At 38.6% G+C, this 23,263-nt stretch carries 17 protein-coding genes and 2 pseudogenes; 3 read left to right on the forward strand and 16 right to left on the reverse strand.

Annotated features, from left to right (window positions below):
• Nucleotides 1-106: 106 nt before the first annotated feature.
• From NBH01_RS23800 to NBH01_RS23855, 12 genes and pseudogenes are all read right to left on the reverse strand, one after another.
• Complete coding sequence (locus NBH01_RS23800; protein WP_250700338.1) at nucleotides 107-379, reverse strand: hypothetical protein; 273 nt, start codon at nucleotides 377-379, stop codon at nucleotides 107-109.
• Between the two features lie 33 nt (nucleotides 380-412).
• Nucleotides 413-625, reverse strand: a complete 213-nt coding sequence (locus NBH01_RS23805; protein ID WP_225483579.1) for a hypothetical protein — start codon at nucleotides 623-625, stop codon at nucleotides 413-415.
• A 455-nt stretch (nucleotides 626-1,080) separates the two neighbouring features.
• The gene (locus tag NBH01_RS23810; RefSeq protein ID WP_004321943.1) at nucleotides 1,081-1,755 is read right to left on the reverse strand and encodes a hypothetical protein; all 675 of its coding nucleotides are present in this window, start codon (nucleotides 1,753-1,755) and stop codon (nucleotides 1,081-1,083) included.
• Nucleotides 1,756-1,780: 25 nt separating this feature from the next.
• Complete coding sequence (locus tag NBH01_RS23815) at nucleotides 1,781-1,933, reverse strand: hypothetical protein (protein ID WP_004321945.1); 153 nt, start codon at nucleotides 1,931-1,933, stop codon at nucleotides 1,781-1,783.
• A gap of 9 nt (nucleotides 1,934-1,942) precedes the next feature.
• Nucleotides 1,943-2,314 (reverse strand): hypothetical protein, encoded by a 372-nt coding sequence (locus NBH01_RS23820; protein ID WP_004321947.1) that lies wholly within the window; start codon nucleotides 2,312-2,314, stop codon nucleotides 1,943-1,945.
• 12 nt (nucleotides 2,315-2,326) lie between these two features.
• Nucleotides 2,327-2,566 (reverse strand): hypothetical protein, encoded by a 240-nt coding sequence (locus NBH01_RS23825; protein WP_004321949.1) that lies wholly within the window; start codon nucleotides 2,564-2,566, stop codon nucleotides 2,327-2,329.
• 12 nt (nucleotides 2,567-2,578) lie between these two features.
• Nucleotides 2,579-3,064 carry a hypothetical protein gene (locus tag NBH01_RS23830; protein WP_004321951.1) on the reverse strand — a complete coding sequence of 162 codons (486 nt, stop codon included), beginning with the start codon at nucleotides 3,062-3,064 and terminating at the stop codon, nucleotides 2,579-2,581.
• 575 nt (nucleotides 3,065-3,639) lie between these two features.
• On the reverse strand, nucleotides 3,640-4,275 hold the full coding sequence (locus NBH01_RS23835; protein WP_005678231.1) for a recombinase family protein: 636 nt from the start codon (nucleotides 4,273-4,275) through the stop codon (nucleotides 3,640-3,642).
• 283 nt (nucleotides 4,276-4,558) lie between these two features.
• The gene (locus NBH01_RS23840) at nucleotides 4,559-5,584 is read right to left on the reverse strand and encodes a DUF3871 family protein (protein WP_004321954.1); all 1,026 of its coding nucleotides are present in this window, start codon (nucleotides 5,582-5,584) and stop codon (nucleotides 4,559-4,561) included.
• Nucleotides 5,585-6,275: 691 nt separating this feature from the next.
• Nucleotides 6,276-7,268: a hypothetical protein gene (locus NBH01_RS23845; protein WP_151927807.1), complete on the reverse strand. Its 993-nt coding sequence runs from the start codon at nucleotides 7,266-7,268 to the stop codon at nucleotides 6,276-6,278.
• A gap of 707 nt (nucleotides 7,269-7,975) precedes the next feature.
• Complete coding sequence (locus NBH01_RS23850; RefSeq protein ID WP_004321960.1) at nucleotides 7,976-9,739, reverse strand: recombinase family protein; 1,764 nt, start codon at nucleotides 9,737-9,739, stop codon at nucleotides 7,976-7,978.
• Nucleotides 9,740-9,768: 29 nt separating this feature from the next.
• Nucleotides 9,769-11,139, reverse strand: a pseudogene (locus NBH01_RS23855) (BT4734/BF3469 family protein); the annotation flags it as partial.
• 412 nt (nucleotides 11,140-11,551) lie between these two features.
• On the opposite strand from NBH01_RS23855, the gene NBH01_RS23860 reads away from it, so the two are divergent.
• Nucleotides 11,552-12,154: an HU family DNA-binding protein gene (locus NBH01_RS23860; protein WP_011109146.1), complete on the forward strand. Its 603-nt coding sequence runs from the start codon at nucleotides 11,552-11,554 to the stop codon at nucleotides 12,152-12,154.
• Between the two features lie 138 nt (nucleotides 12,155-12,292).
• Here NBH01_RS23860 and NBH01_RS23865 read toward each other — a convergent pair whose 3' ends face one another.
• The 3 genes from NBH01_RS23865 to NBH01_RS23875 form a co-directional block, all read right to left on the reverse strand.
• Nucleotides 12,293-14,389, reverse strand: coding sequence for an exo-beta-1,4-galactosidase (locus NBH01_RS23865; protein WP_008764377.1), 2,097 nt, complete (start codon nucleotides 14,387-14,389; stop codon nucleotides 12,293-12,295).
• A 28-nt stretch (nucleotides 14,390-14,417) separates the two neighbouring features.
• Entirely contained in the window at nucleotides 14,418-16,079 is a 1,662-nt protein-coding gene (locus NBH01_RS23870; RefSeq protein ID WP_070750911.1) for a glycoside hydrolase family protein, read from the reverse strand.
• A 240-nt stretch (nucleotides 16,080-16,319) separates the two neighbouring features.
• The gene (locus tag NBH01_RS23875) at nucleotides 16,320-17,012 is read right to left on the reverse strand and encodes an SGNH/GDSL hydrolase family protein (protein ID WP_008764375.1); all 693 of its coding nucleotides are present in this window, start codon (nucleotides 17,010-17,012) and stop codon (nucleotides 16,320-16,322) included.
• A 243-nt stretch (nucleotides 17,013-17,255) separates the two neighbouring features.
• On the opposite strand from NBH01_RS23875, the gene NBH01_RS23880 reads away from it, so the two are divergent.
• Nucleotides 17,256-18,839: an alpha-galactosidase gene (locus tag NBH01_RS23880; protein WP_032840503.1), complete on the forward strand. Its 1,584-nt coding sequence runs from the start codon at nucleotides 17,256-17,258 to the stop codon at nucleotides 18,837-18,839.
• A 24-nt stretch (nucleotides 18,840-18,863) separates the two neighbouring features.
• Nucleotides 18,864-21,748 (forward strand): annotated as a pseudogene (locus tag NBH01_RS23885) (exo-beta-1,4-galactosidase).
• Between the two features lie 124 nt (nucleotides 21,749-21,872).
• Here NBH01_RS23885 and NBH01_RS23890 read toward each other — a convergent pair.
• Nucleotides 21,873-23,252 (reverse strand): alpha-d-galacturonidase, encoded by a 1,380-nt coding sequence (locus NBH01_RS23890; protein WP_225679246.1) that lies wholly within the window; start codon nucleotides 23,250-23,252, stop codon nucleotides 21,873-21,875.
• Nucleotides 23,253-23,263 lie beyond the last annotated feature (11 nt).

A 23,263-nucleotide genomic window follows, 5' to 3' on the forward strand; every position in this document is an offset into this window, starting at 1 on the left:
ACTCCAAAGAACTCTAATAATACTCTAACGAAAAACAAGAATATAAATACAGAATCACTATAGCTTTGTTCGATTTGCTATAGCGATTCTTTTTTATACGGGTACTTTATCGGGGGCTTACAAAATTATCATCTTGTATATCAAGAATATACTCTCCAATAGGTTCTGGATATAGGTTAGTCACATATATATTCAATACTACTTCCCCTAAATATTTATCTAGTAGCTTAGATTCAGAATAAGGAGTTTCGATAAAATGCCCGTTTGTATCACATTGACTTAACGTAGTAACTAAGAACTCTTTAACTGCATCTTTATTAGTATCTTTATTGACCCTAATCAGTCTATTCCCATTTCCATTTATTGCATTTATTATCATAATCAATTTGTTTTAAATCCGTTTTAGATACCGTTAGTCTAGTTGCCATAATTTATCAAGTTCTTCCCTTAGTTTTTTAGGGCAATCTTTTAACCAATTGTCCTTACTTGCTGGATTTATATGCCTATAAGGTTCTTCTTGAACATCCCAGCCCTTTATGTTTTTGCATTTTTCATGCAAGCTTGATAATTCTTCCTCGGTAAAGGAATTACTAGTAAACTTCTCGAAAAGTTCTTCTGTTGTCATAACCTCGTATTTATTCGTTTTATAAGTAGACAAAATAGCGTTGCTATAATTATCAATAAAAGTATGTTCTCTATATTTATGAGCCAACATCTAATATTCATATAATAATATTGAAGTACTCGTGTTTTGCTTAGCAATCCTAGTATGTAATCAATGCACACAAAAATTATAATTTCTGCTAAAGCTATTCTAACTATTTTGTCCATTCTGTACTTGTATCTTTCCATGTGTATTCATCTGATATACCATCCGTTTTATAAGTAGATAGAATAGTATTATAGCAATGACTATTAGTAATATATTCTCTGTTTGACATAATATATGGTATAGCATACTTTTTTTAATAACTAAATTATAATATGCTCCACTTTTGTATTTGTACCACCAATACGTTAATATCCCTTGTACAAAGCATTCTACTATAATTAATACAAATAATACTATTCTAGTCATTTTCATCTCTTATCTAAATTAATGCGAATAAATTTATCATTATTATACAAACAAATAATGGTTTTCACTTCTTCCTTTCTTGAATCTGTATATTCCAACTTCACTGTTATGATAACCTCACGTTCATAAGCCTTTTTACAAATAGCTTTACAGAAAAAACATCTACCACTCTTAGTATTGCCTTCAATAGTATAACTATAGTCTGTAATATCTTTCTTGATAATTCTATTGCCTTGTTCTACTTCTGAATCAATCATCATATCGAACCATTCACGAAGCGAATAATCATCTTTAAAAACATCGAAGTAAGTAGCATACACATTCAAACAGATTGTACTATCTTCATTTACGAAATGATTGCCATTACTTAAATCTGATTCTTCTCCATGTGTAAAGTTAGAGGGATATATCAAGAAATAATCAAAAGTCCTATTCCAATAAAACCTTGTATCATCGTATTGGTATATCCTATTTCTGTAATCAATCAGTTTCACACCTTTTACTCTTAATACAGAATCTACCCATTGCAAATGCTTAGCTTCTGATATATCCAAAGTAGGATGATTATCATATATAGATAAGCTAGCAATAGTAGCCTGTATATTACTATCCTTTTTACTAGTACAAGATAGTAATAGCATTAATAGTAATATGTAAATCGCATATATATTCTTCATGAAGAATACCATTCTCTATAAAATATCAATTATTACATATAAGATAAATCGCCAAAACCACAACAGGAACGATAATATACATTACTACCGCACCCTCTTCAAAACTCCCATTTTCTTTACGTGGACAGGTAATATATGCTATTATTGCATAAATTACAATTCCTATTACTACTCCCATAAGATTTAGTTAATATTTACTAGTATAAAAAGTATCTTTTGTGCAAACGTACTGTCCCTCCTTAATTTTTTTATATTGAATCCAAAGTTTCTTAGCAATATCATTACAAGGGTCAACGACTTCTACCCAAACATTATATTTCATATCAACAGCTACTGAAGTAGTATAATTTATAATCTTATACTTCTTTTTTTGAATTGCTCCATTATTAAAACAAGCAACTTCTTTCTGTTTAACTCTTTCCAATGCAAGGTTAATGACTTCTTGCGGAACTTTAGGCGTAAAATCTAAGACAGTTCTTTTAGGGGACTGTGGAGATTGAGCCATTATTCCAATATTCGTAAATAGTGCAAAGACAAATAAAAATATATATTTTACCATATAAAGAACGAATTAATCATTAAAAATTTTCATTTCAACATAGAATGTTCCCAATAAAACCAATATCCAGTATAGCCATGATTCATCCCATATAAACATATTGAATCCCGCAAGTTCTTCTGCATCATATTGAAAAGATGGTTCTATAAACGCAATACCAAAAATAGGAAGTGCCAATACAAAAAGTGCTATTCTCATTGCCAATGCAACAAGTGCAGGTGCAAATATTGCTAATACTATTTTTCTTTCCATATTGTCTTGTATTTATAAATCTAGAGCTTTACTTTTTATAGTAATTATGTATGGCTTTCCACCTTTGTTTACATCAATCAACTGCCTTTTGGTATTTCCTGCTAAAAAAGTTTCGGTCAATACTTGTACATTTCCTTCTGTATCAACATATTCCATGACAACCTTATCTATAGTAAAATCCGAATAATTCTTCAAAACCCAATATGTGGGTGGTTTAACTCCCCATTGTGCTAACAATGCAGAGAAAACGGAAATATCAAAAAAAGTAGCTTGAAAAACATTCTCTTTCTTGTTGTTCAATCTTACTGCGCTTCCAACAGGCTGAGGCTCTTCACGTTCAATCACAAGATATTTTGCTATATTATTACGCACTTCTTCTTTTGTTGTCGTTTGTTTTTGTTCTTCCTTATCATCTACTCTTTGATTACTTTGGATGTTATTACAGGAAAATAGTATAAACGAAAATATAAAGGATAATCCAATAAATAGTTTTTTCATATTGCTTTTTATTTTTTGATTAATAATTTAATTTGTAGTATAAGCTGCTCAAAAAATGAGTTGGCTACTTAAAAGATAGTAGCAAAAGTTGTTTCTTAATGTCTGATTCGTAGTTATATATCGTTTATCTACCCTGTTCCCTTTGGATAGTATTACACAATGAAAAAAGCGTGGGAACTATTGAATATTATCATATTGAGGCTCTGGACTGCCCAAGGTTGAATAATAAACAATAGCCCACGCCAAACGATATATAGACTATCTTAACAAGATAGGTATATAACATTGACGTGAGCGTTCTTGCCTATTATCTTCAACCTTCGAAATTGTCCAGATTCCAATATGAGATAATATCTTAAACGCTCTTCGTTAACTAATATGTCCTTTCAGCCCCAACACATTAGGTATCTGAAATTGGTACAAAGTTACGAAAAGCGTTTGTAATAGCAAGAACTATTGTTTATTAAAAGTTGAGGGCTATTTCTGCTTTATAAATTTATGGTAGTGGAAAAATTCAAAACTCCCCATATAAAAACTAAATTTCTGAATTTTTCCACCCTACCGATATTTTATGCTTATGGCTTTATAAACTGATTTTTTATCCGTTGAACGGTGGAAATACCAATACTTTGTAGCTTAGCTATATTTCTGATTGAATAGCCTTTCTTTAGTAAAGCTATGACTTCTTTATATTCTTCTTTTTTCTTATCATCCGTTTTGGTTGAACCTGTCTTTCTGCCAAGTTTACCACCTTTGGCAATATAATTCGCTCTACCACTATTCAAACGGTATTGGATATTGCTTCTTTCGATATTTGCCATTTCTGCAAGTACTGTCACCATGATAGACGCTATTGGATTAACTTCCCCATTTGGTTGCAAAGTATATAAGCCCAAGTTCTGTATGTAAACCGATACTTTCGATTCATGCAATATATCCAAAGAGCGAAGAACCTGTAATGTACTTCTCCCTAGTCTTGACAATTCAGACAAAAGTAGAATATTCACAGATTCACGTTTACAGTATTCTAAACATTCCCCTAAAATCTGTCTTTCCTCAATTCTCTTTGCACCTGAAATATGCTCCTGGAATATATTCACAATTTCTATATCCTGTGAGATAGCATATTTCTTTAAATCCTCTATTTGTCTGCTCGTGTCCTGTCTGTCATTACTTGACGAAACACGAGCGTATATTACGGCTGTTTTCATTTTATTCTTTGATTAAATTGATAACATGAAAGAATGTGTTCAAACCAACTTTGCAGATTTATTTGAACACATTCCTGTTTTGAACACTAACGAGGTTTATTCGCTTCCTCAATATCCCATAAGCCAACTAAAAGAATAAGTAGGATTAACGGAACACAACCTGTTATAAAAGACAATACCACCCAAAAGAGCCAAACAAGTATCTTATAATAAAACATGATTTTTTGTTTTACGTAGTTAATAAAATAGGAGAATACCCATTTCTGAATATTCCCCTGTTTAATCAATCAATAAACCACTTATATTTAGTGTCTCCATGCAAAGCGGCATTTATTCCCGTTGCTATTTCGGTTGCATTTACCGCTCTATCCAAGAATGAATCTATATAACTGCTCTTGTTTGCTCCTGTCAATAGATTATACAATTTCCACATACTTATGTCATTCCCCAAGCTCCCAAAGTTCTTATCATTGATATATGCTTTTGCAACTGTATTTATTTGCGAATCAGTGATGAGCATTTTAGGAATATCTTTCTGATAACCTTGTGGCAATGATTGATAAAGTCTCATTCTACCAAGTAATTGGCAAAATTGATGTTCTGTGAGATATGAGTTACTAAGTGTTCGCATTAAGTGTAGATGTTTTGCAGGTTGGTAACTCTGAAACATTTCCAATACAGCCCGATATAAATCTTTGGTATTAGTAACTTCCAAGCAACTAAGAAAACCGTCTGTTGATACACACAAGTTTGTACAAACTTTACAAGTAAAGCCAATAAATACCTTAAACCTTTCTGCTCCTTTCTTTGAATACAGATTTGTGTGATTATAAGCTCTCACACCACCAATAGTAAGAGTTAGCTTATTTCCGTTCACCGTTTCGTAAATCGTAGGAATCTGAATAATAAAAGCACATCTTTCGTAGTAGATAGTCTTATCACTTTCAAGAAGTTGATTTGCAGGTTTGTGTATTGCTTCGGGTATTCTCCCCTTGATAATGTGACTTACACGAATATCGGGCTTATCAATGCTTTCACCACTGAAAAACGTATTTGCAGCGTCATAAACAGTATCAATAAATGCAGGATGAGGAATTGTAAGCTCATTATCTTTGGCGAATACGGGTGTAATACAATCTTCTTTTAAATGTTGCATTGTTACCTCTAGCGTATTAGCTTCCAAGAAATGAGGATTCTCTTTTTTAACTTTTGGTTGTTCTTCGATTATTACCGCTTCTTCTGCATACTCACCAAAGTTACTTTCTCTTCTTACCTGTGGCACATTGCCAATAATTTGTAGATTTCTCATAACGAATAAAATTTTAAATGATTTATAAATTGATTACGTGGATTGAAATATATTTCGTTTTCTATCCAACTACCCTCGGGGGACGTTAGAACTACTCTACTCATTCGTACGTAACTTTCAATTCAGTAAATCATAGGAGAAATAAGCTGATATATATTTAAGCTCCTATTTTTATAGGTAGGGGGGATTATATATAAGTACCTATACTTTATTGCGTGCCTATGTATTACTATGCACTATAATAGAAAGGAGAGTATTATACTACTATATAAAGATACACTAAGTAGTAATATCAAAGAATGAGCATTGCTTATTTTTTTACCTTGTTTATTATGAGTAACTTTGAGTATTCTTAAAAATCAAGAACTACCTGTTTGACAATGATTCAACTCCTTGAATTATATGTAAATCAAACAGGTCATAGTTGCATTTTCCCACACTTCCATTGGGAAAATTAACTCCCATATTTAAAATTGCGAACTGCTATATCCCTTGTATTAGACAGGAATTTAGAAGTTCCACAAAAAAAGCCGCAGTTGAGCACATTTGTAAGTGTACTCGCTTGCGGCTATTTTTGTTTTTAGTTGGGAGTAGACTAATTTATTCGTCAAAGTCTCTATAATGAGCTTATTTGACCTTAGTAAGCATCTTTTCCTATACTTCATTTATCGAGTTTTCTAATAAACTAGGTTCAATCGTCACAATCCCAAACTGCTGATTTTTGTAACTTTTCGGGATAAATACTTCTAGCTGCTATAAACGGATATTCACTTTCATTGTTTATACACATCTCTACTATTTGTGGCTTTCTTGCCTTTGTATTTATGTTTAAAAATACTTTTTTAAAATACTCCCAATGTGGTTCTTCTGGAAGTGTTGGAAATCTCATGGGTAAAAGAATAGCGTTTATATAAGCTTCAAACATTAAAGGGGGATATTCTTTACATCTTACTGCTTTTGCATTATATATATTCCACCTGTCAAATATATAAGGAGCACACATTAGAAGCCCGTCACATTCCATTGGATTACCTTTGCTACTAAATTCATATCTATTCGGTGGTACTACTTCTTTTTCTAAACAATACTTATATATACTATTATATACCCTATCTTCTAATGTACCATTGAGATTAAGTAGAAAGGAATCTTCTAAAATGATATACCCACGTGGTATAGCTCTTATTAATCCTAAATTCTCACACCTACTCAATAAACTTTTAACTTTCTCCCTGCACATCTTTAACTCTTCTGCTATGGACTTTATATTTGCTTTCTCCTTTCTGCAAATAGGAGTATAAATCTTAGTAGTACCTATGTCACATAAACAAGCAAGACGAATTAAAAAGCCTTTTATCTCGTTCTCAATATCTGTCCTGTATATAAACTGTGGATTTAAAAAGTAGAATCTTTGTGGTTCATGGAAATAGTATAAATTCTTTTTCCGTTTATCTCCCTCATAAGGTACACCAAGAGCTTTATCAATTTCTTTTTTATCCTCTTCATTATTGGGATTCAAAGTTTTTATGGATAATATTGATTTATATTCTTTCAATTTGCCAATATAGCCCTCAACTGTACTTTCAGATAAATTTAGTTCTTCTTGCATCTTTTTCTCGCCAATAGCGGAAGCACATTCTTTATTGCATTTAGTCCGTATATAATAAAGTAATAATGCTTCCATATTGGCACTTTTACTTTGAGGAATACGTATCAGGTCTTTGTTTACCGTTATATATTTCATCAGTAGCTATGAAGTCGTGGTTATCAATCAAAACAATCTCCTGTTTTTCTTTTTCTATCTTCCTGTATCGTGAAGTACCAAAAAATATCTTAGCTTCTTTTCTATTCTTAAAAATTATTCCTGTTGGTTTGTGTAGTATCATATATAAAATACGAAAAACGGGGTGTACCCCTATGGATATTAGTATATTTTGTATTAGTATATTATCCTTGAGTATCTGACACTTTGAAAAACGAGAATCTGACACTTCATATAAATCTTAGTTAAATTGCATTTGGGGTATCGAATAGACCGTGATAACTTTTCCCTGTATCTTCCTTTTGCTTTTAATATAGCCATTTGAGCTAGCCCATAAGCCAACTCTAAGCCTGTTATCTGTAACTCCTTGCTTTAGTGCTTTTTCTCTGATTTCTTCATAGGTGAATGTTTGCATGGTACTGTTTTATAATAAAAATGGTGATAAAATAGTGTATCTTTTGTGCCTGTGCTATCTTATATACTATTTGTAATATATTGATACAAAGATACTAAGTTTTTAGGGAGTGACCTAATACTAGTACCACAAACTGAAAAAATCGACTAGAAGTATTAATAAAGTGTGATTACTGAATATCAAACCGATAAGAAGTATGTACATTAAAAGATTGTTACTTTTTGCTTCTCCTATTGATTGTTCTCTTTGTGTAGTCTGGTTTCCACTCTCTAAGGACTTCTGTTTTATTGTATTTTTCTAGTAAATCCCACACTTCTTGAAAACTATAGTCACCACATACATCATTATCAAACATATCATTATTTCCAGCAGTTATAGAAAAATCAGGCAATATATCCCTTACAGAAGAATGGAGCTTGTTTATCAACAATTTATCTTTCTTATTAAAAGTAATAGTTTCGTCACTGGCAAAAGCGTATTCTATTCTAAACTTGGGTTTGTTCACATTATAAAGAACATTATATTCAAGCCCACTGGCAAATAATACTGTGAATACCTTTTGATTCGTTTTTACGGAATAAATCTTGATAGCTTCAATTACTTTATGAAGTATGTCATATTTTTCCGATTCATCCGTAATATCTATGTCTTTAATTTCCTCAATGGCTTTTATCCTTCTTTGAATTGCCTGTTTTTTACTTTCAATAATGTCTATTTCTTTTTGATAATTGTTAGCTTCCGTACTCATTTTGTTAAAATCCTCCATTTTGCTAGTAAACACTGTAGGGTTAGTGTCTCTAATTAAAAGAAGGGTATCAAATAGCTTAGCTGCATCTTTATTGATTTTATCTCTTTGCATCTCAAAATTGTTTTTCGACTCTGACAATTTAGATAATTGCTCTTGATAGGGTTCAATCCGTTCTTGTGCCTTGCTGGATGCAATAGTACTCTTAAATAGTCTCTCAACTAAATTCCAAATTATAGGTTCAATATTGGTTGCACTAATACCTGCACTATGACAATCTGCAACATAATTAGCTCTAATGTTATCAAACCTCGTTTGGCAGGCATATATATTTCTACCACTGTTGCATATATACCTTCTACCACAATCTGTACAAAATATCAATGCTCTTAACAATGGTTTATTAACCATTTCAGACTTACTTCTATTCCTTCTTTCAGTCAATTCCTTTTCAGATTGTTCAAATACTTCTTCACTTACTATTGGTGGTGCTGAAACTAACTCAACAACTTTTTTATTTCTAATAGTCATTGTATATTTCGGCACTCCTTTATATACAGGATTATGCAATATATCTCTTACTGTTGCTAAACTCCAATTAGGATTGCCCTTCTTTGTTTTTATACCCTCACTAGTTAAAATCTTACTAATCCTATTGGTTGATACTCCGTCTATAGATAGTTGATACATTCTTCTAACAACTTTTGCTTCATCTTCATTTATTGTTAATTGTTTTGTTATCGAATTATAATTATAGCCATAGGGAGCTATAGGAGTATAACTATGACCTTCTTTTAGAATATATCTTCTTTTACTGGAAATTGTTCGTTCTTTCAAAGTCTCTATTTCTTGCTCTGCTATCATTGATATTACTCCAATGGTAAACATTGCGTTCTTATTTTCCGTGCCGTCATCATTCAAAGTATAGAGACCTTCTTTTTTAGTAAAGATACAGATTCCCTTATTAGCGAAATTCTTCACCGTTTGCTGAATGAAGATAGACCTTCGAGAAAGCCTGGATAATTCCCACACTAAAATAATATCAATATCATTTTTAGTTAATTTCTCTAGTTTCTTAAATTCTGTTCTATCATCTTTAAAACCAGAAACTTTCTCTTCAAAAATATATTTTACCTCAATATTATTACGGGCAGCATAATCCTTCAATTCATCCGTTTGCTTACCATAATCTTGTATTTCTGTAGATACTCTACTGTAAATTGCACCTCTCATAAATCTTGGCTATTTTAATATAGTACAAAGATAATAAATGGTAGTATTATGTGCAAATGTTTATTGTCATACCCACGCCAATGAGCTACCATGTTGAGGAACCAGCGATGGAAAAGCATCGTCCAATGCGGATTAGCACATGGCACACGGTCTGCCAGTTCCGTAATGCGGTCTTTTTTATCCCAATTAGGAAGATGAAAAATAAATTCTTCCAATGGATTATAAACAGATACTCGGTTTGAATGCAGATAACGGTCCACATCCCGGTCCCACACCGCAATACCCTCACTTTGCGCATCCAGCAGAATACTATTCTGCGCCCGTTTATCCAACGGACGGAAACGAAAATAAAACGAGCATCGTTCCCGGTATTCCACTTCACCTATCTGTGTATTGTAGCGGAATTCATAACGACGGTTCATAAACTCCTCTGTCTGCATATTGAGATATTGCTCTTTTGTCAGCCCGTTTTTCTTGCCGAAGCCTTTGCATTCCTGATACACATTGCCTATCATCTCGCGAACCAGCACAGCCTGCTTCGAATGATAATACCGATGAATGGTCCTCCTCACCACTTCCTCTTCCGGAATACCGGAAAGGAAACAATTTTCCGCCAACCGGACTACCAGGGGCTGCAAATCATCATTCCGCCTCCACCCCTCTTCCATCGACTGAAAAGTCTTTCGCAAGGCAGCCTCATACATCAATGCCAGCGCATCTTCCGTATCATATCCCGGAACGGCACGATTCAACGGAGACTTTTCCGGGGTCAGCTTCTCCTGATAATTCATTTCTTTCGGCATCCCGAAAGGCTGAGAAAGATAAAACGGCACGGAATTTTCCCGATAGAAAGGTTCGGGATCGTGACTCAGCCGTGAATATTGCTCCAAAACCGGCTCTTTCAACTGAATATCAAAGGGGATTTGCGGCTGATAGCATTTCACCGCCAAACGATACGCATGTGCCTGAAAAATTTCAGCTTCTTCCTGCGTCTGCGGCAACGTACCGTCCGGACGGGTAAAAAGAGTCCATATCTTCACGGAATTTCCACTCGCCCCCATGTATGCAAACATGGTCTGCGGCAATTCAGCCGCTTTTTTCTTGACCAGATCCACTTCTACTTTTCCCGCCAACGGACCTACGGTCAGTTCCACGATGCCATTATATACTTTCATTCGCTTCACGCCATTTACACGTCCGAAAACGGCAGCGGGTATTACTTTGGGAAGTTTTCCGGCAAAACTGCAAGATTCTCCGGGTAAAACAAAATGCAGGGCTTGGCGCAATCCGGTCACCGGACGGGTCTTAATCTCTGTTTTTATCTTCTCTATCAACAAGTTAAAATCTAATACACTTAATGCTTCGACTCCATCTTTCTCCCTGATCTGTGTTATCTTCATTACTTTTCTTTAATATTTATGTATATCCCTCAAAGGTAGGCATAAAACAGACAGCAAACAACCTTTCTATTCATTATTATTACAGAATATTTATCCGCCTTTCCATTCTTCTGGAAGCTCCTTGAATTAATAGTAAATAAAACGTTCATTAAGTTGTTTAGAAGCTTAGATTAATGTATCTTTGTAGTGATAAGAAATCGTTTTACGTACATGGTCCCATCGGTCCACGTATGTGAACTATTGGGTTCACGTACATAGTCCGAACGGTTCACGTACGTGGAACGAAAACGTGAAACAGACAAAATATATTAGTCGAGCCTTGTCTACATGTTAAGGTTACTAGTGTTTGTACTAACACACGCGGTATCAATTGAGTAACAATCCTATTAACCAACAAAAAACAAGTGACGCTATGGCAGCAGATTATGACTTTCGGCGAAAACCGAATGAAAAGGGAGACGGAGAAGTACAGCCTCTGTATCCCCGAATTGTATCCAAAGGAACCATTGACAGCAAACGGTTATTTCGTGAAATAGCCGAAGCCTCTTCTTTCACCGAGGGAGATTTGGCAGGTATCATGGTAGCTTTTCAAGAGAAGGTATCCTATTATTTAAGTGAGGGGTATCATGTGAAACTGGGAGAAATCGGATATTTCTCCTCTAGTTTGAAAGCACGTCCGGTGATGGACAAGAAAGAGATCCGTTCGGTCTCTATCTCTTTCGACAACGTAAATTTCAGAGCCACTCCCTGGTTTCGCCGACGCAGTTCGGGGACGGTGACCCGTGCCAAATTCGGATTTCAAGAATCATCGAACTTGCCGGAAGAGACACGCCGTTCCCGACTGGAAGCCTTTTTAGCAAAGAATCACTTCATCACTCGAAGAGAATACTCTCAGATTACGGGTTTATTGAAGGGAAAAGCACTACGGGAATTGAATCTTCTGGTAGAAAACGGAGTTCTTAACACTCGCGGATATGGGAACCGGGTGGTGTATTTAAAGCCTAATAATCAGTAGATTAAATCAGTAAAAGATACAATAAGGGTGATAACAGAAAAGAGGTTACTATTCTATTATCACCCTATTATCACCATCTATTGTCACCCGTTTTTCATTGATAATGAACCGGTTAGTTCTACAAAGTGACAAGTGACATTAAAAAGCATCATTAAACTCCAGTGTATGACGCTCAATAACTTCTACCGAATCGAGCCCAAGCATATAGTCACCTTTGGCCGCCTCAATCATAGCTTTTTGTTCTTTCTGAAAGTAGACAGGGGCATCTTTACGTAAAGGTAAAATCTTTAGTTCCACCTTTTTGCCGACGAGATCTGCCATACGGACCCACATCTCCTTTCCATTCCAGAAGTTATCTGCTACAAGCCTGCCGTCAGCATACACACGGGCCACATCACCCCGATAATTTATACGGAGAAAAAGATTATCATAATTATTTATTCCAGATGTATCATAGTTAATAGTGTATACCGCAGCTTTTGCAAAGTCCTCTTCTACAGGTTGCGCAGCCACTGCCTGACGACCCATGGGGACAACACGGGGAGCATCCGCTTTTTTCACTTCCGTGACTGTGGCGGCAATGACAGGAGACTTTGTCCAGACCTCCTCCACGATGCATGAATCACTCTTATACAGAATACCGCCATTCTTGGCATAAAGCAGTTTACCGTCAATTTTATAGGCAGTCTTTGCCTTTTCGTATGAGAGCACACAGACATTGAGCTTGCCCGCCTTCTGCTGCTTGTTAAGTTTACAAGTATAGACCTTGCCGTCAACGGAGATTTGAGGCTTTTTACCCCTGATTTCGATGAAATAGATAAGGTCATCCACTTTGCAGAATGGTTCTACAGTAGTCCAGTCAATGGTTGCACCCCCAGTCCGATAGTCTTTAAAAGTGACATGGGACGTCCCGCTCTCATTCTTGATACGCACATAGTCATTATAGAATTCGAAAGCACCCCGGCGAGCATAATGCCTGCTTAATGAGTCAACATTCATCTGCAAGAGTTCACTGCCCCAGTCTGTCAACATCTGATGGATAAAACGTCCTTCATGAAAGGGAGTCTCGAATACTTGTCCCACTTCGCCAAGAGGAGCCTGAAAATCATAGGTCATATGAGGCAGGTCATTATGATTAGTACCCGGAGAGGCTTGCGTTTCTCCCATAGTGTGAAGAGGATTGTATGGATTGGTGCCACCGTGATACATATAGTATCCCGGAAGATTGGAGCCACTACCCAGCTTGCATATAACCAGCGGTTTAAGCTCCTTTCCATTGATATTTATCCGACGATGATACGCCGGCATCATACCACCGCCCAACTCACAAGTAAAATAGGGATATGACAATTTTGAACTGAGAGAGGGGGAATCTTCCGACAATTCCTCTTTAGAGAATGTCTCTGTGGCAATAGCACTACTCATACGTTTGTCTCTCATAATGAAAGCATCGGCATAACTGCCCGGCATATCCTCCAGTTTCCGGTCCCAGAATCCGTCGGCATAGTCACCATAAAGCGGCAACAGCTGCCCGAAAACCTCTTTTCCCCGAAGCGCAGGCCAACCGGTACGTGTATAGAACGGGACATCAAATCCCGCCTTCACAGCAATATTTTTCAATGCCTCCAGATAATCCCAAGGACCGCGACTTTCGTTCTCGATCTGCACGCCGACCACAGGACCGCCATCTTTCCACAAAAGTCCGTTAACCTGAGCAAAAATAGTATTATAAAGCTCCGTACAATCTTCAAGGAATCCGGGAGTACGGGCACGTATCTTATACTTAGGATTCTGCCCGGCTTTCTCATGTACCCATGAAGGAATTCCGCCTTGATACACTTCCCCATGACAGAAAGGACCAAGACGCAACACCAGCATCACATTTTCTTCTGCACAAATCCGGACGAAGCGGCGCAGGTTATGATTGCCGCTCCAGTTCCATTTTCCCTCTTCCGGTTCATGGTGAATCCAGAAGATATATGTAGAAATGATATTGATACCACCGGCCTTCATTTTGCGGATTTCCCGGCGCCATTCCGACTCCGGTACGCGGGAATAGTGAATCTCGCCCATGACGGGAATGATATGCTTGCCGTCAAGGATAAGCCCCTTGCTATCCACCAGAAGAGTTTTGCCTTCGGGTGTTGCAGATGTCCCAAACCGGAAAGTACCTTGTGCTGAAACCATTGACAACGACAGTACAAACATCAATAAAAATGTGATCTTCTTTTTCATGGTAATCTTTCAATTGTTAGTCTTTCAATTATTCAACTACCTTCCGATTCAAACGGAAAGTAGAGAGAACTTTCTTGCCGGAATAAATAGTCACAAGGAAGTTATAGTCCTCACCTTTTTCAAAATCAGCCTTTGTCGCAAAGCGGATGTCAGCTTTTTCATAGGGTTTCAAAGCAGGTACGGCAGCAGAAGCCACTTTGACCATTTTGCCTTCTTTCTTATACTCTATCTTGACCGAAGCCTTTTGTGAGCTAACTTGTCCGAAGTTCTGTACTTCAATATTCCCGTTCCAGCCTTTTTGCGATTCAGAGAATACAGGGGCACGTGCAGAAAGAATCGGTTCCACATAATCAACATACGGCAAACGCGCATATCCGTAAAGCATCTTTCCGTTTTTATATCTGCCTATCAATTTAGGAGCAAATTCTTTCTCTGTAATCCCATTTCCTTTTCCGTCGAAAGTAATGATCAGGTCATTTCCATCATTCTCTGTTTTCAATACTTTACTTCCTCTGCCATAATTCACTTCTTCGGAAGCGCCAAAACGCAAAGAGCTGATATCCATATCGGTTTGTGGATGAAAACCTTCTTCTGCCTGTACTTTCAGCCGGATAGTTTTCGTTCCAGCGGTAATGGGCTTATCATTCAACACTGTCAGCAATAGTCCCGGATTCAATGGAATACTGATATTCTTTGAACTGTGATTATCAAATGGCTTATCTTCATGTTTCAAAGTATCAATGACCGCAAAATTAGCCTGAATAGCACGGCCATACTTATCTTGATACATTTTCAGACGTTCATACTTGAACCAGCCTTCAGAATGTCCGTCCTCGTGTACGGCAACTCCCGGCATGTAGGCCTCTCCCGGATCAGTAACCCAATTGACTCCGTCCTTTGAACGAAGATAAAAGGCAATACGGCCCAACCAGTCATTGACAATCAGATGATACTGGATATGATCGCGCCAGATGACAGGGTCTTCAAACCGTCCTTTCACATCCGGATAAACACGACGGTCTGTCAATTGGTTATATTCCGACAAACCATCCCGGCTGATCCAGATTCCACCGCCACGACAGACCATTACATATGAACTGTCTTCCCGTTGGGCAAACGAAAGATTGGACAATCCTTCGATGATTCTACGATCGCGCGCATTGAAGTCGAATTTTCCATATTCCCATTTTCCGTTGATATCATCCGCAACATAACGTCCGTCTATGACATACAAAACATATCGCCCGTCTTTTGCCTGAAACATCTCCGGATTATGTCCTTTTCCGATGATATTAACCGGTTTGAACGGACCGGTCAGATTATCACTCACGGTATTGAACACCCATGAATTTCTCCACTCCATATGTCCTTTAGGAGAGGCTTCCAGCCATCCGCAAACCATCAGATGATATTTACCGTCTTCTCCTTTTCGGATATTTCCACCCCAATAGGACCAGACACGGTCTTCAATACCATTATCAACATAACGCGGACGCACATCGGAGGTTCCCCATGTGTCGGATGACAGTTGATTGCCTTTCATCGGCAGAAAACGATCCATAAACCGGGCACCTTTCACCAGTTGACTCCACTCTTTGGGACGTTCGCGTTCTGTTACTTGAGAGAAAGTGGCTTTACTCACAAGTAGCAACATTACCATTAATACTAATTTAAGATTTTTTCCGTACATGTTTTTCTTCTGTTAGTTAGTTTGATAGTTCGTTTGATTAATACTATTAGTATTACGACAAAAGTAAATCAATCCCTCATTAGTGAATGATAACAAACAGAGAAAAAGGCACGTAATGCTTTACGTAAATAATACGAACATTCCCAGAGTCCTAATAGCCCAACCAAACGGTTGATACCAACAACTGAATGCAAAATACTCTTTTATTCATCATAGTAAATAACACTATTTTCTTCCAAACTAATATTGCAGCAGAAAACTCTCGGCAACTTTTAGAAAACGGTCATGTCCTTTACTGTTCAGATGCGCTGTATCAGTATTATTCTTGCTTTTCTGGAAATAGATTCTTCTGAAAGTATCATTATCGGCATAGATGCTTCCTTTTCTTGCGCAATCAAAAATAGGAATACTATAATTGCCGCAGACTTCAATCATTGCATCCACTACTTTTTCCGAGTCACTTCCTTTAAAGTTCTTGCAGTTCCAGCGGGTAAAGAAAAAGATTTTCGCTGTCGGATATTTCTCGACTAAGCCTTTGCACAGAATTTCCATTTTATCCTTGAAGTTATCAATACCTCCGATAGAATCCAGTTTAAATGCATCATTATGTCCGCCAATGACAATGACATAATCGAGGCTATCCGCCATCTCCGCATATCGCAGATACATCGCTTTTCCCCATCGCGGGCTGGAATAAGCTATGCTATTCCCATTCTTTCCATAATTAAAATACTCCATACCGTGCTTCTTTGCAAACTTATAATGCCATGTGTTCTCAAACGGCTCTTTATGATTTCTCACATAGCTGTCACCTATTACTCCGATCCGCTTGCCGTTAAGTTCGTCAGTAAGCGCTATACCAGTCTGTGCTTTCCCATCCAAAACGGACAACGCACAAACGATTAACAATAAAAAGATTTTTAAATGTGTCATCACTTTATGTATTTTTCATTTGCTAGCAAAGATAAGGGCAGTTGTAATGTCAGTACATGTAAATTCATACGTTTTCCTTTAAATTCATACACTTTTCATGCTTTAATCCGGTTTTTTACGCCCCAATTCTCCAAGAAACGGACGATTTTCCATCTTTCTATACTTATTTGCCATTGGAGCAAGTTACGACTTTGCATATCTTTGCCAAGAAAGTTATCCATTTCTACAAAAGACTACAAACGTATGAAAAAACATCTGATTGCCTGGGGCATTTTATCTACCATGTTTATGGCAAATACTTTTGCCCAGAAAGACATCGACCGTCCTATTATGGGATGGAGTTCATGGAACACCTATCATGTAAATATCAGTGAAGAGTTGATAAAACAGCAAGCTGACGCATTAATCAAACACGGACTGAAAGAGGCAGGCTACAACTATATCAATATAGATGACGGCTTCTTCGGGCATCGGGACGAAACGGGGAAAATGCATCCGCATCCCGACCGTTTTCCCAACGGGATGAAAGTGGTTTCAGACTATATCCATTCGCTGGGATTAAAAGCCGGAATTTACTCGGATGCAGGAGACAACACCTGCGGATCTATCTACGACAACGACGCAAACGGAGTGGGCTCCGGACTATACGGCCATGAACAGCAGGATATGGATTTATATCTCAAAGAATGGAACTATGATTTTATCAAGATCGATTATTGTGGCGGACGCGAACTGGGGCTGGATGAAGAAAAGCGCTACAGCACGATTTGCCAGGCTATTGCCAATACAGGAAGAACGGATGTATCTATCAATATCTGCCGATGGGCTTTTCCCGGCACCTGGGCAAAACGACTGGCACGTTCCTGGCGTATCAGTCCTGATATCCGTCCCAGATGGAATTCAGTAAAAGGTATTATAGAAAAGAACTTATATCTTTCCGCCTATGCTACCGACGGACATTACAACGACATGGATATGCTAGAAATCGGACGTGGACTGAAACCCAACGAAGAAGAAGTCCATTTTGGAATGTGGTGCATCATGAGTTCTCCCCTGCTGATCGGATGTGACATGAATACGATTCCCGACTTCTTATTGAAGCTACTGAAAAACAAAGAACTGATCGCACTGAATCAGGATGTATTAGGACTTCAGGCACACGTCGTTCAACATGAGAATGAAAGCTATGTACTGGTAAAGGACATTGAACGGAAACGCGGACTGACAAGAGCGGTAGCATTGTATAACCCTTCCGACCAGCCATGTGACTTTATCGTTCCTTTTGAAACCCTTGAACTGGGTGGTAACGTAAAAGTACGGGACTTAATCAAACAGAAGGATCTTGGAAAAATGAAAGGAGAAATACGGCAGACTGTTCAGCCACACAGCGTAATGATATGCAAAATGGAAGCTGAAAAACGACTGGAACCCGTATCTTATGAGGCTGAATGGGCATATCTTCCCTGCTACGACGATCTGGGAAAGAAATCCAAACCAATTGTTTATGTACCTGCCCCCGATTGTTCCGGCAGAATGAAAATATCCCGACTCGGCGGCCGGGAAGAGAACTTTGCCGAATGGAGCGAAGTATACAGCGAAAAGGGAGGTAACTATGAAATGACTATTTTCTACTCTTGCGACAAAAACCGCAAACTGGAAGTTTCTGTCAATGGAACGAAAACAGTACTCAAAGATTTGAACAGTAACAATGAAGTGAAATCTGTGACTATCCCTGTCAGCTTAAAACAAGGTTACAATACGGTGCAAATGGGAAATAACTTCGGATGGGCACCGGACATAGACCGTTTTACAGTATCCAGACAATAAATTCCTCATAATATCAATTATAGAATGAACAAGAAATTTAGATGCTTACTGGTATCTCTGATTTTCACAGCAATGTGGAATGGGACTACCATACAAGCACAAGCTCCCCATCCCGAACGCATTTATCTTTCGGGAACAGGCATTGACGACACCAAGACCTGGGATTTTTTCTGTTCTGTGGGACAGAATAGTGGCAAATGGAAAAAGATCGAGGTTCCCTGTAACTGGGAACTACAGGGATTCGGAGAATATACCTACGGTCGATGGTATACCATAAAAGGACAACGCCCAGTGATGAAACCGGAATTTACCGCTATAAATTTGACGCCCCCAAATCATGGGCAGGGCAACGGGTAAAGATATTCTTTGACGGAGTGATGACTGATGCAGAAATCATGATAAACGGCAAGCCGGCAGGTGAGATGCATCAAGGAGGTTTCTATCGCTTTAATTATGATATTACCGAATTACTCAATCTTGGAAAAAAGAATCAGCTTGAAGTGAAAGTTGCCAAAGAATCAGCCAACAGATCAATCAATGCCGCCGAACGGAAAGCTGACTGGTGGTTGTTTGGCGGTATATACCGTCCTGTATGGTTGGAAGTTCTGCCACAGGTACACATGGAACATTTCGTACTAAATGCTGATCACCATGGGAAATTACAGACCGCCGTAGATATGGCAGGAGATGCCAAAGGACATGAAATCATCGTATCTGTCCGTTCATTAAAAGACGGGAAAACCGTATATACCTCCAACGGACAAACAACAATCACTCATCCAATCAATAACTCCGATAAGGAGCAGATGATTAGCGGTGAATGGGCAAGCATCATTCCCTGGTCTACAGAGAATCCCAATCTGTATGTAGCCAAATTGGAATTAAAGAATCCCGAAGGTAAAATCGTACAAACCAGAGAAACACGCATCGGTTTTCGTACTGTAGAGTTCTTCCCGCAAGACGGTGTATATTTGAACGGTACCAAACTAGTGGTCAAAGGAATCAACCGCCACTCATTTTCTGTAGACGGAGGGCGTACCACCAGTGCTGCATTAAGCCGAATGGATGCCCTGCTCATCAAAGAAATGAATATGAATGCTGTACGTTCGCACTACCCGCCCGATGAACATTTTCTTGATATGTGCGACTCACTGGGTCTTGTCTACATGGATGAACTGGCAGGCTGGCAAAACGGTTACGACTCTAAAGTCGGAGCAAAACTCGTAAAGGAGATGATTGAACGGGACGTTAACCACCCCTGCATCATTCTTTGGAGTAACGGAAACGAAGGCGGCTGGAATACACAAACCGATCCTTTGTTTGCCCAATATGACAGACTACAAAAACGACATATGGTACATCCCTGGGCCGACTTTAATGACTTGGATACGCATCACTATCCTACTTATCTGACAGGGGTAGCACGTTTCACCAATGGTTATAAAGTGTTCATGCCGACCGAATTTATGCACGCCATGTACGATCAGGGAGGAGGAGCCGGCCTGCGCGACTTTTGGGATCGCTGGTGTACCAATCCCTTGTTTGCAGGAGGGTTCATCTGGGTATATTGCGATGAGGCTCCCAAACGCAGTGATAAAGGAGGAATACTCGACTCTGACAAGTCCAATGCACCCGACGGAGTAGTAGGACCACGTCGAGAGAAAGAAGGAAGCTATTATGCCATCCGTGCACAATAGTCGCCTATCCAGTTGAAACCTCTTCTCATTACTAACCACTTCGACGGCCGTTTCCTCCTGACCAATGAATATACTTTTACCAATCTGAAAGATTGTCGTATGACTTATAAGGTTTTATCATGTGGCACTCCTCTCCAGGGAAACGCAGAAGCAGGAAAGGTGATTGTCGAAGGAAAAGTCCAACTTCCATCCATCAATCCGGGAGAAACAGGTACTGCCCGTTTTGAACTGCCCGATTCATTCCGGAAAGGTGATGTGCTCGAACTGGAGGCCTTTGATAGAGAAGGAAAAAGTATCTGTAACTGGACTTATCCGATTCATCTGGCAAAACAATATTTTGAACGTAACCTGGCGCAAACGACACTCACTCCTGCTCCTCAAAAAGCAGAAGCCCGACAAACGTCTGACGCCATCGAACTAAAGAGCAGCAAAGTCAGCATAACCTTCGATGCGGCAACCGGTATGATCCGTCACATTAAATCCGGTGAGACTGAGGTTCCATTCAAGGATGGTCCGGTAGCAGTAGGTATGAAGATGCGATATGAACCTTCGCTCAGCTATACTCGCCATTCCTCTGACGACGCCATTTATTGTGCCAAATATAAAGGTGCGGCAGATTCCATTGTCTGGCGTCTGACAAACGAAGGTTTGCTCTATATGGATGCAATCTTATTAAATCGCGGTTCCGGTGGCGGTGGCTTCGACGATGCTTTCATGGATGCACAGGTTTTCAATCTCGGTCTTAGCTTCTCTTATCCGGAACAAAACTGTTCGGGTATGAAATGGATGGGACGCGGGCCATACAGGGTATGGAAAAACCGAATTCCAGGAACGAACTACAGTATCTGGCACAAAGATTATAACAACACCATTACCGGAGAAAGTTTTGAGAATCTGATATATCCTGAGTTCAAGGGTTACCATGCCAACCTCTATTGGGCTACACTGGAGGGCGAGAAGACTTCATTTACCGTTTATTCGCGTAATGACGGTACTTTCTTCCGGGTATTCACTCCCGAAGAACCGGCAGGACGGATAAAAGATACCATGCCTGCATTCCCAGAAGGTGATCTTTCATTCTTGCTCGATATTCCGGCTATCTGCTCGTTCAAGCCGATCGAGCAACAAGGTCCTAACAGTCAACCGGGAAATATCCGAATCAAATCGGGAGATGAAGGGCTACATCTGAATCTGATGTTTGACTTCCGGTAAACAATTAATGTACGCTATATATAGCTGACAAAAAAATGTAATATAAATTCCCCGAATCAAGTTTCAAAAATTACCTAATTAATGAAGAAACTTAATTCGGGGAATTTATATTCTCTATTTACTTTTAATCTTTCTGTGAATAAGTTACATTCTTTTCTACCACATTCTCAACATTACTTACTTTCTTCACAAACTTCTTAACCGAACCGACCTTTACATCCTTTATCCGAACATTCTTCACAGGAAGTTCAGCGTTTCCTTTCAGTTCATATACCGCGTCTGCCGATTCGCAAGTTACTTTATCCATATAGATGCCATCGATACGAGTGATTCGCTTTTCATAAGTCGGGACCAAGTCCTTCCACTGATAAAGTACCTCCGTATCTATTTCAAGTACCCGTTGGGCTGTTCCGGATGCTACATTTTTCATATAGATATTCTCTATAAATCCTCCCCTGCGATGATTGGTTTTCACAAAGAAAAGACGCATCACTGAATTAGGTGCTGTACAGTCATGCATATAGATATTCCTTATACCACCGGAGATCTCACTGCCGATGCCCAGTAAGGTATGTCCTTTCAATATCTGACAATGACGGATCACGATATTCTCACAAGGGGTATTCAGACGCCATGCGTCCTGATTACGACCGGCTTTGATTACAACAGCATCATCACCCTGGTCAAAAGAACAGTCTTCTACCAAAAAGTTACGACTCATTTCAAAGTCAATACCATCATTATTGTGTCCATGTGCCCGCACATCCAAATTACGGACGATACCTCCGTCACACATATAGAGGTGAATGGTCCAAAACGGACTCTCACGTATTTTAAATCCATCCAGCATCACATTCTTACAGCGATTGAAATGTATCAGATGCGGACGCAAATGATTTTCACCGGTAGCCATCTGACGTTCTATAACAGGTACATTAGTCGAAGCTTTGGTATATAATTCCTTCAGTGCCTCCAAATGAGGTTTAGGGCGTTTGAACCATCCTTTCCATGTACCCATCTTCGGCTGTAATGTACCTTTGCCGCTGATTGCCACATTTTCACATTCGAATGCATACAGTAGCGGTGAGTAATTATAGCACTCCAATCCCTCCCATGAGGTCATTACCGCCGGTAGATAGTCTTCCGGATTATCTGTAAAACTCAATACGGCATTTTCTTCTAAACAAAGGTTTATATTGCTTTTAAAGTGTACAGGTCCCGTCAGCCAAATGCCTTCCGGAACAATCACACGACCACCACCGGCCTTATTACATGCATCAATAGCAGCAGCGATCGCTTTGGTATTATCAACTTCTCCACCCGGCACAGCACCAAAATCCGTAATCTTAAAATCCCGGTCCGGATAAATAAAGACTTTAATCGGTTGCATTGGAAAAGGAGCTTTTACTTTGACAGTTTTATAATTACCGCCCGCCGTTACCGTAGCAACAGACAACAGCCCGAAACACATACATACCATCCATTTTAAAAAGTTCTGTTTCATTATCATCTCAT

It is taken from the genome of Bacteroides sp. B1-V-101, assembly GCF_023656585.1.
GTDB classification, from domain to species: Bacteria; Bacteroidota; Bacteroidia; order Bacteroidales; family Bacteroidaceae; genus Bacteroides; species Bacteroides thetaiotaomicron.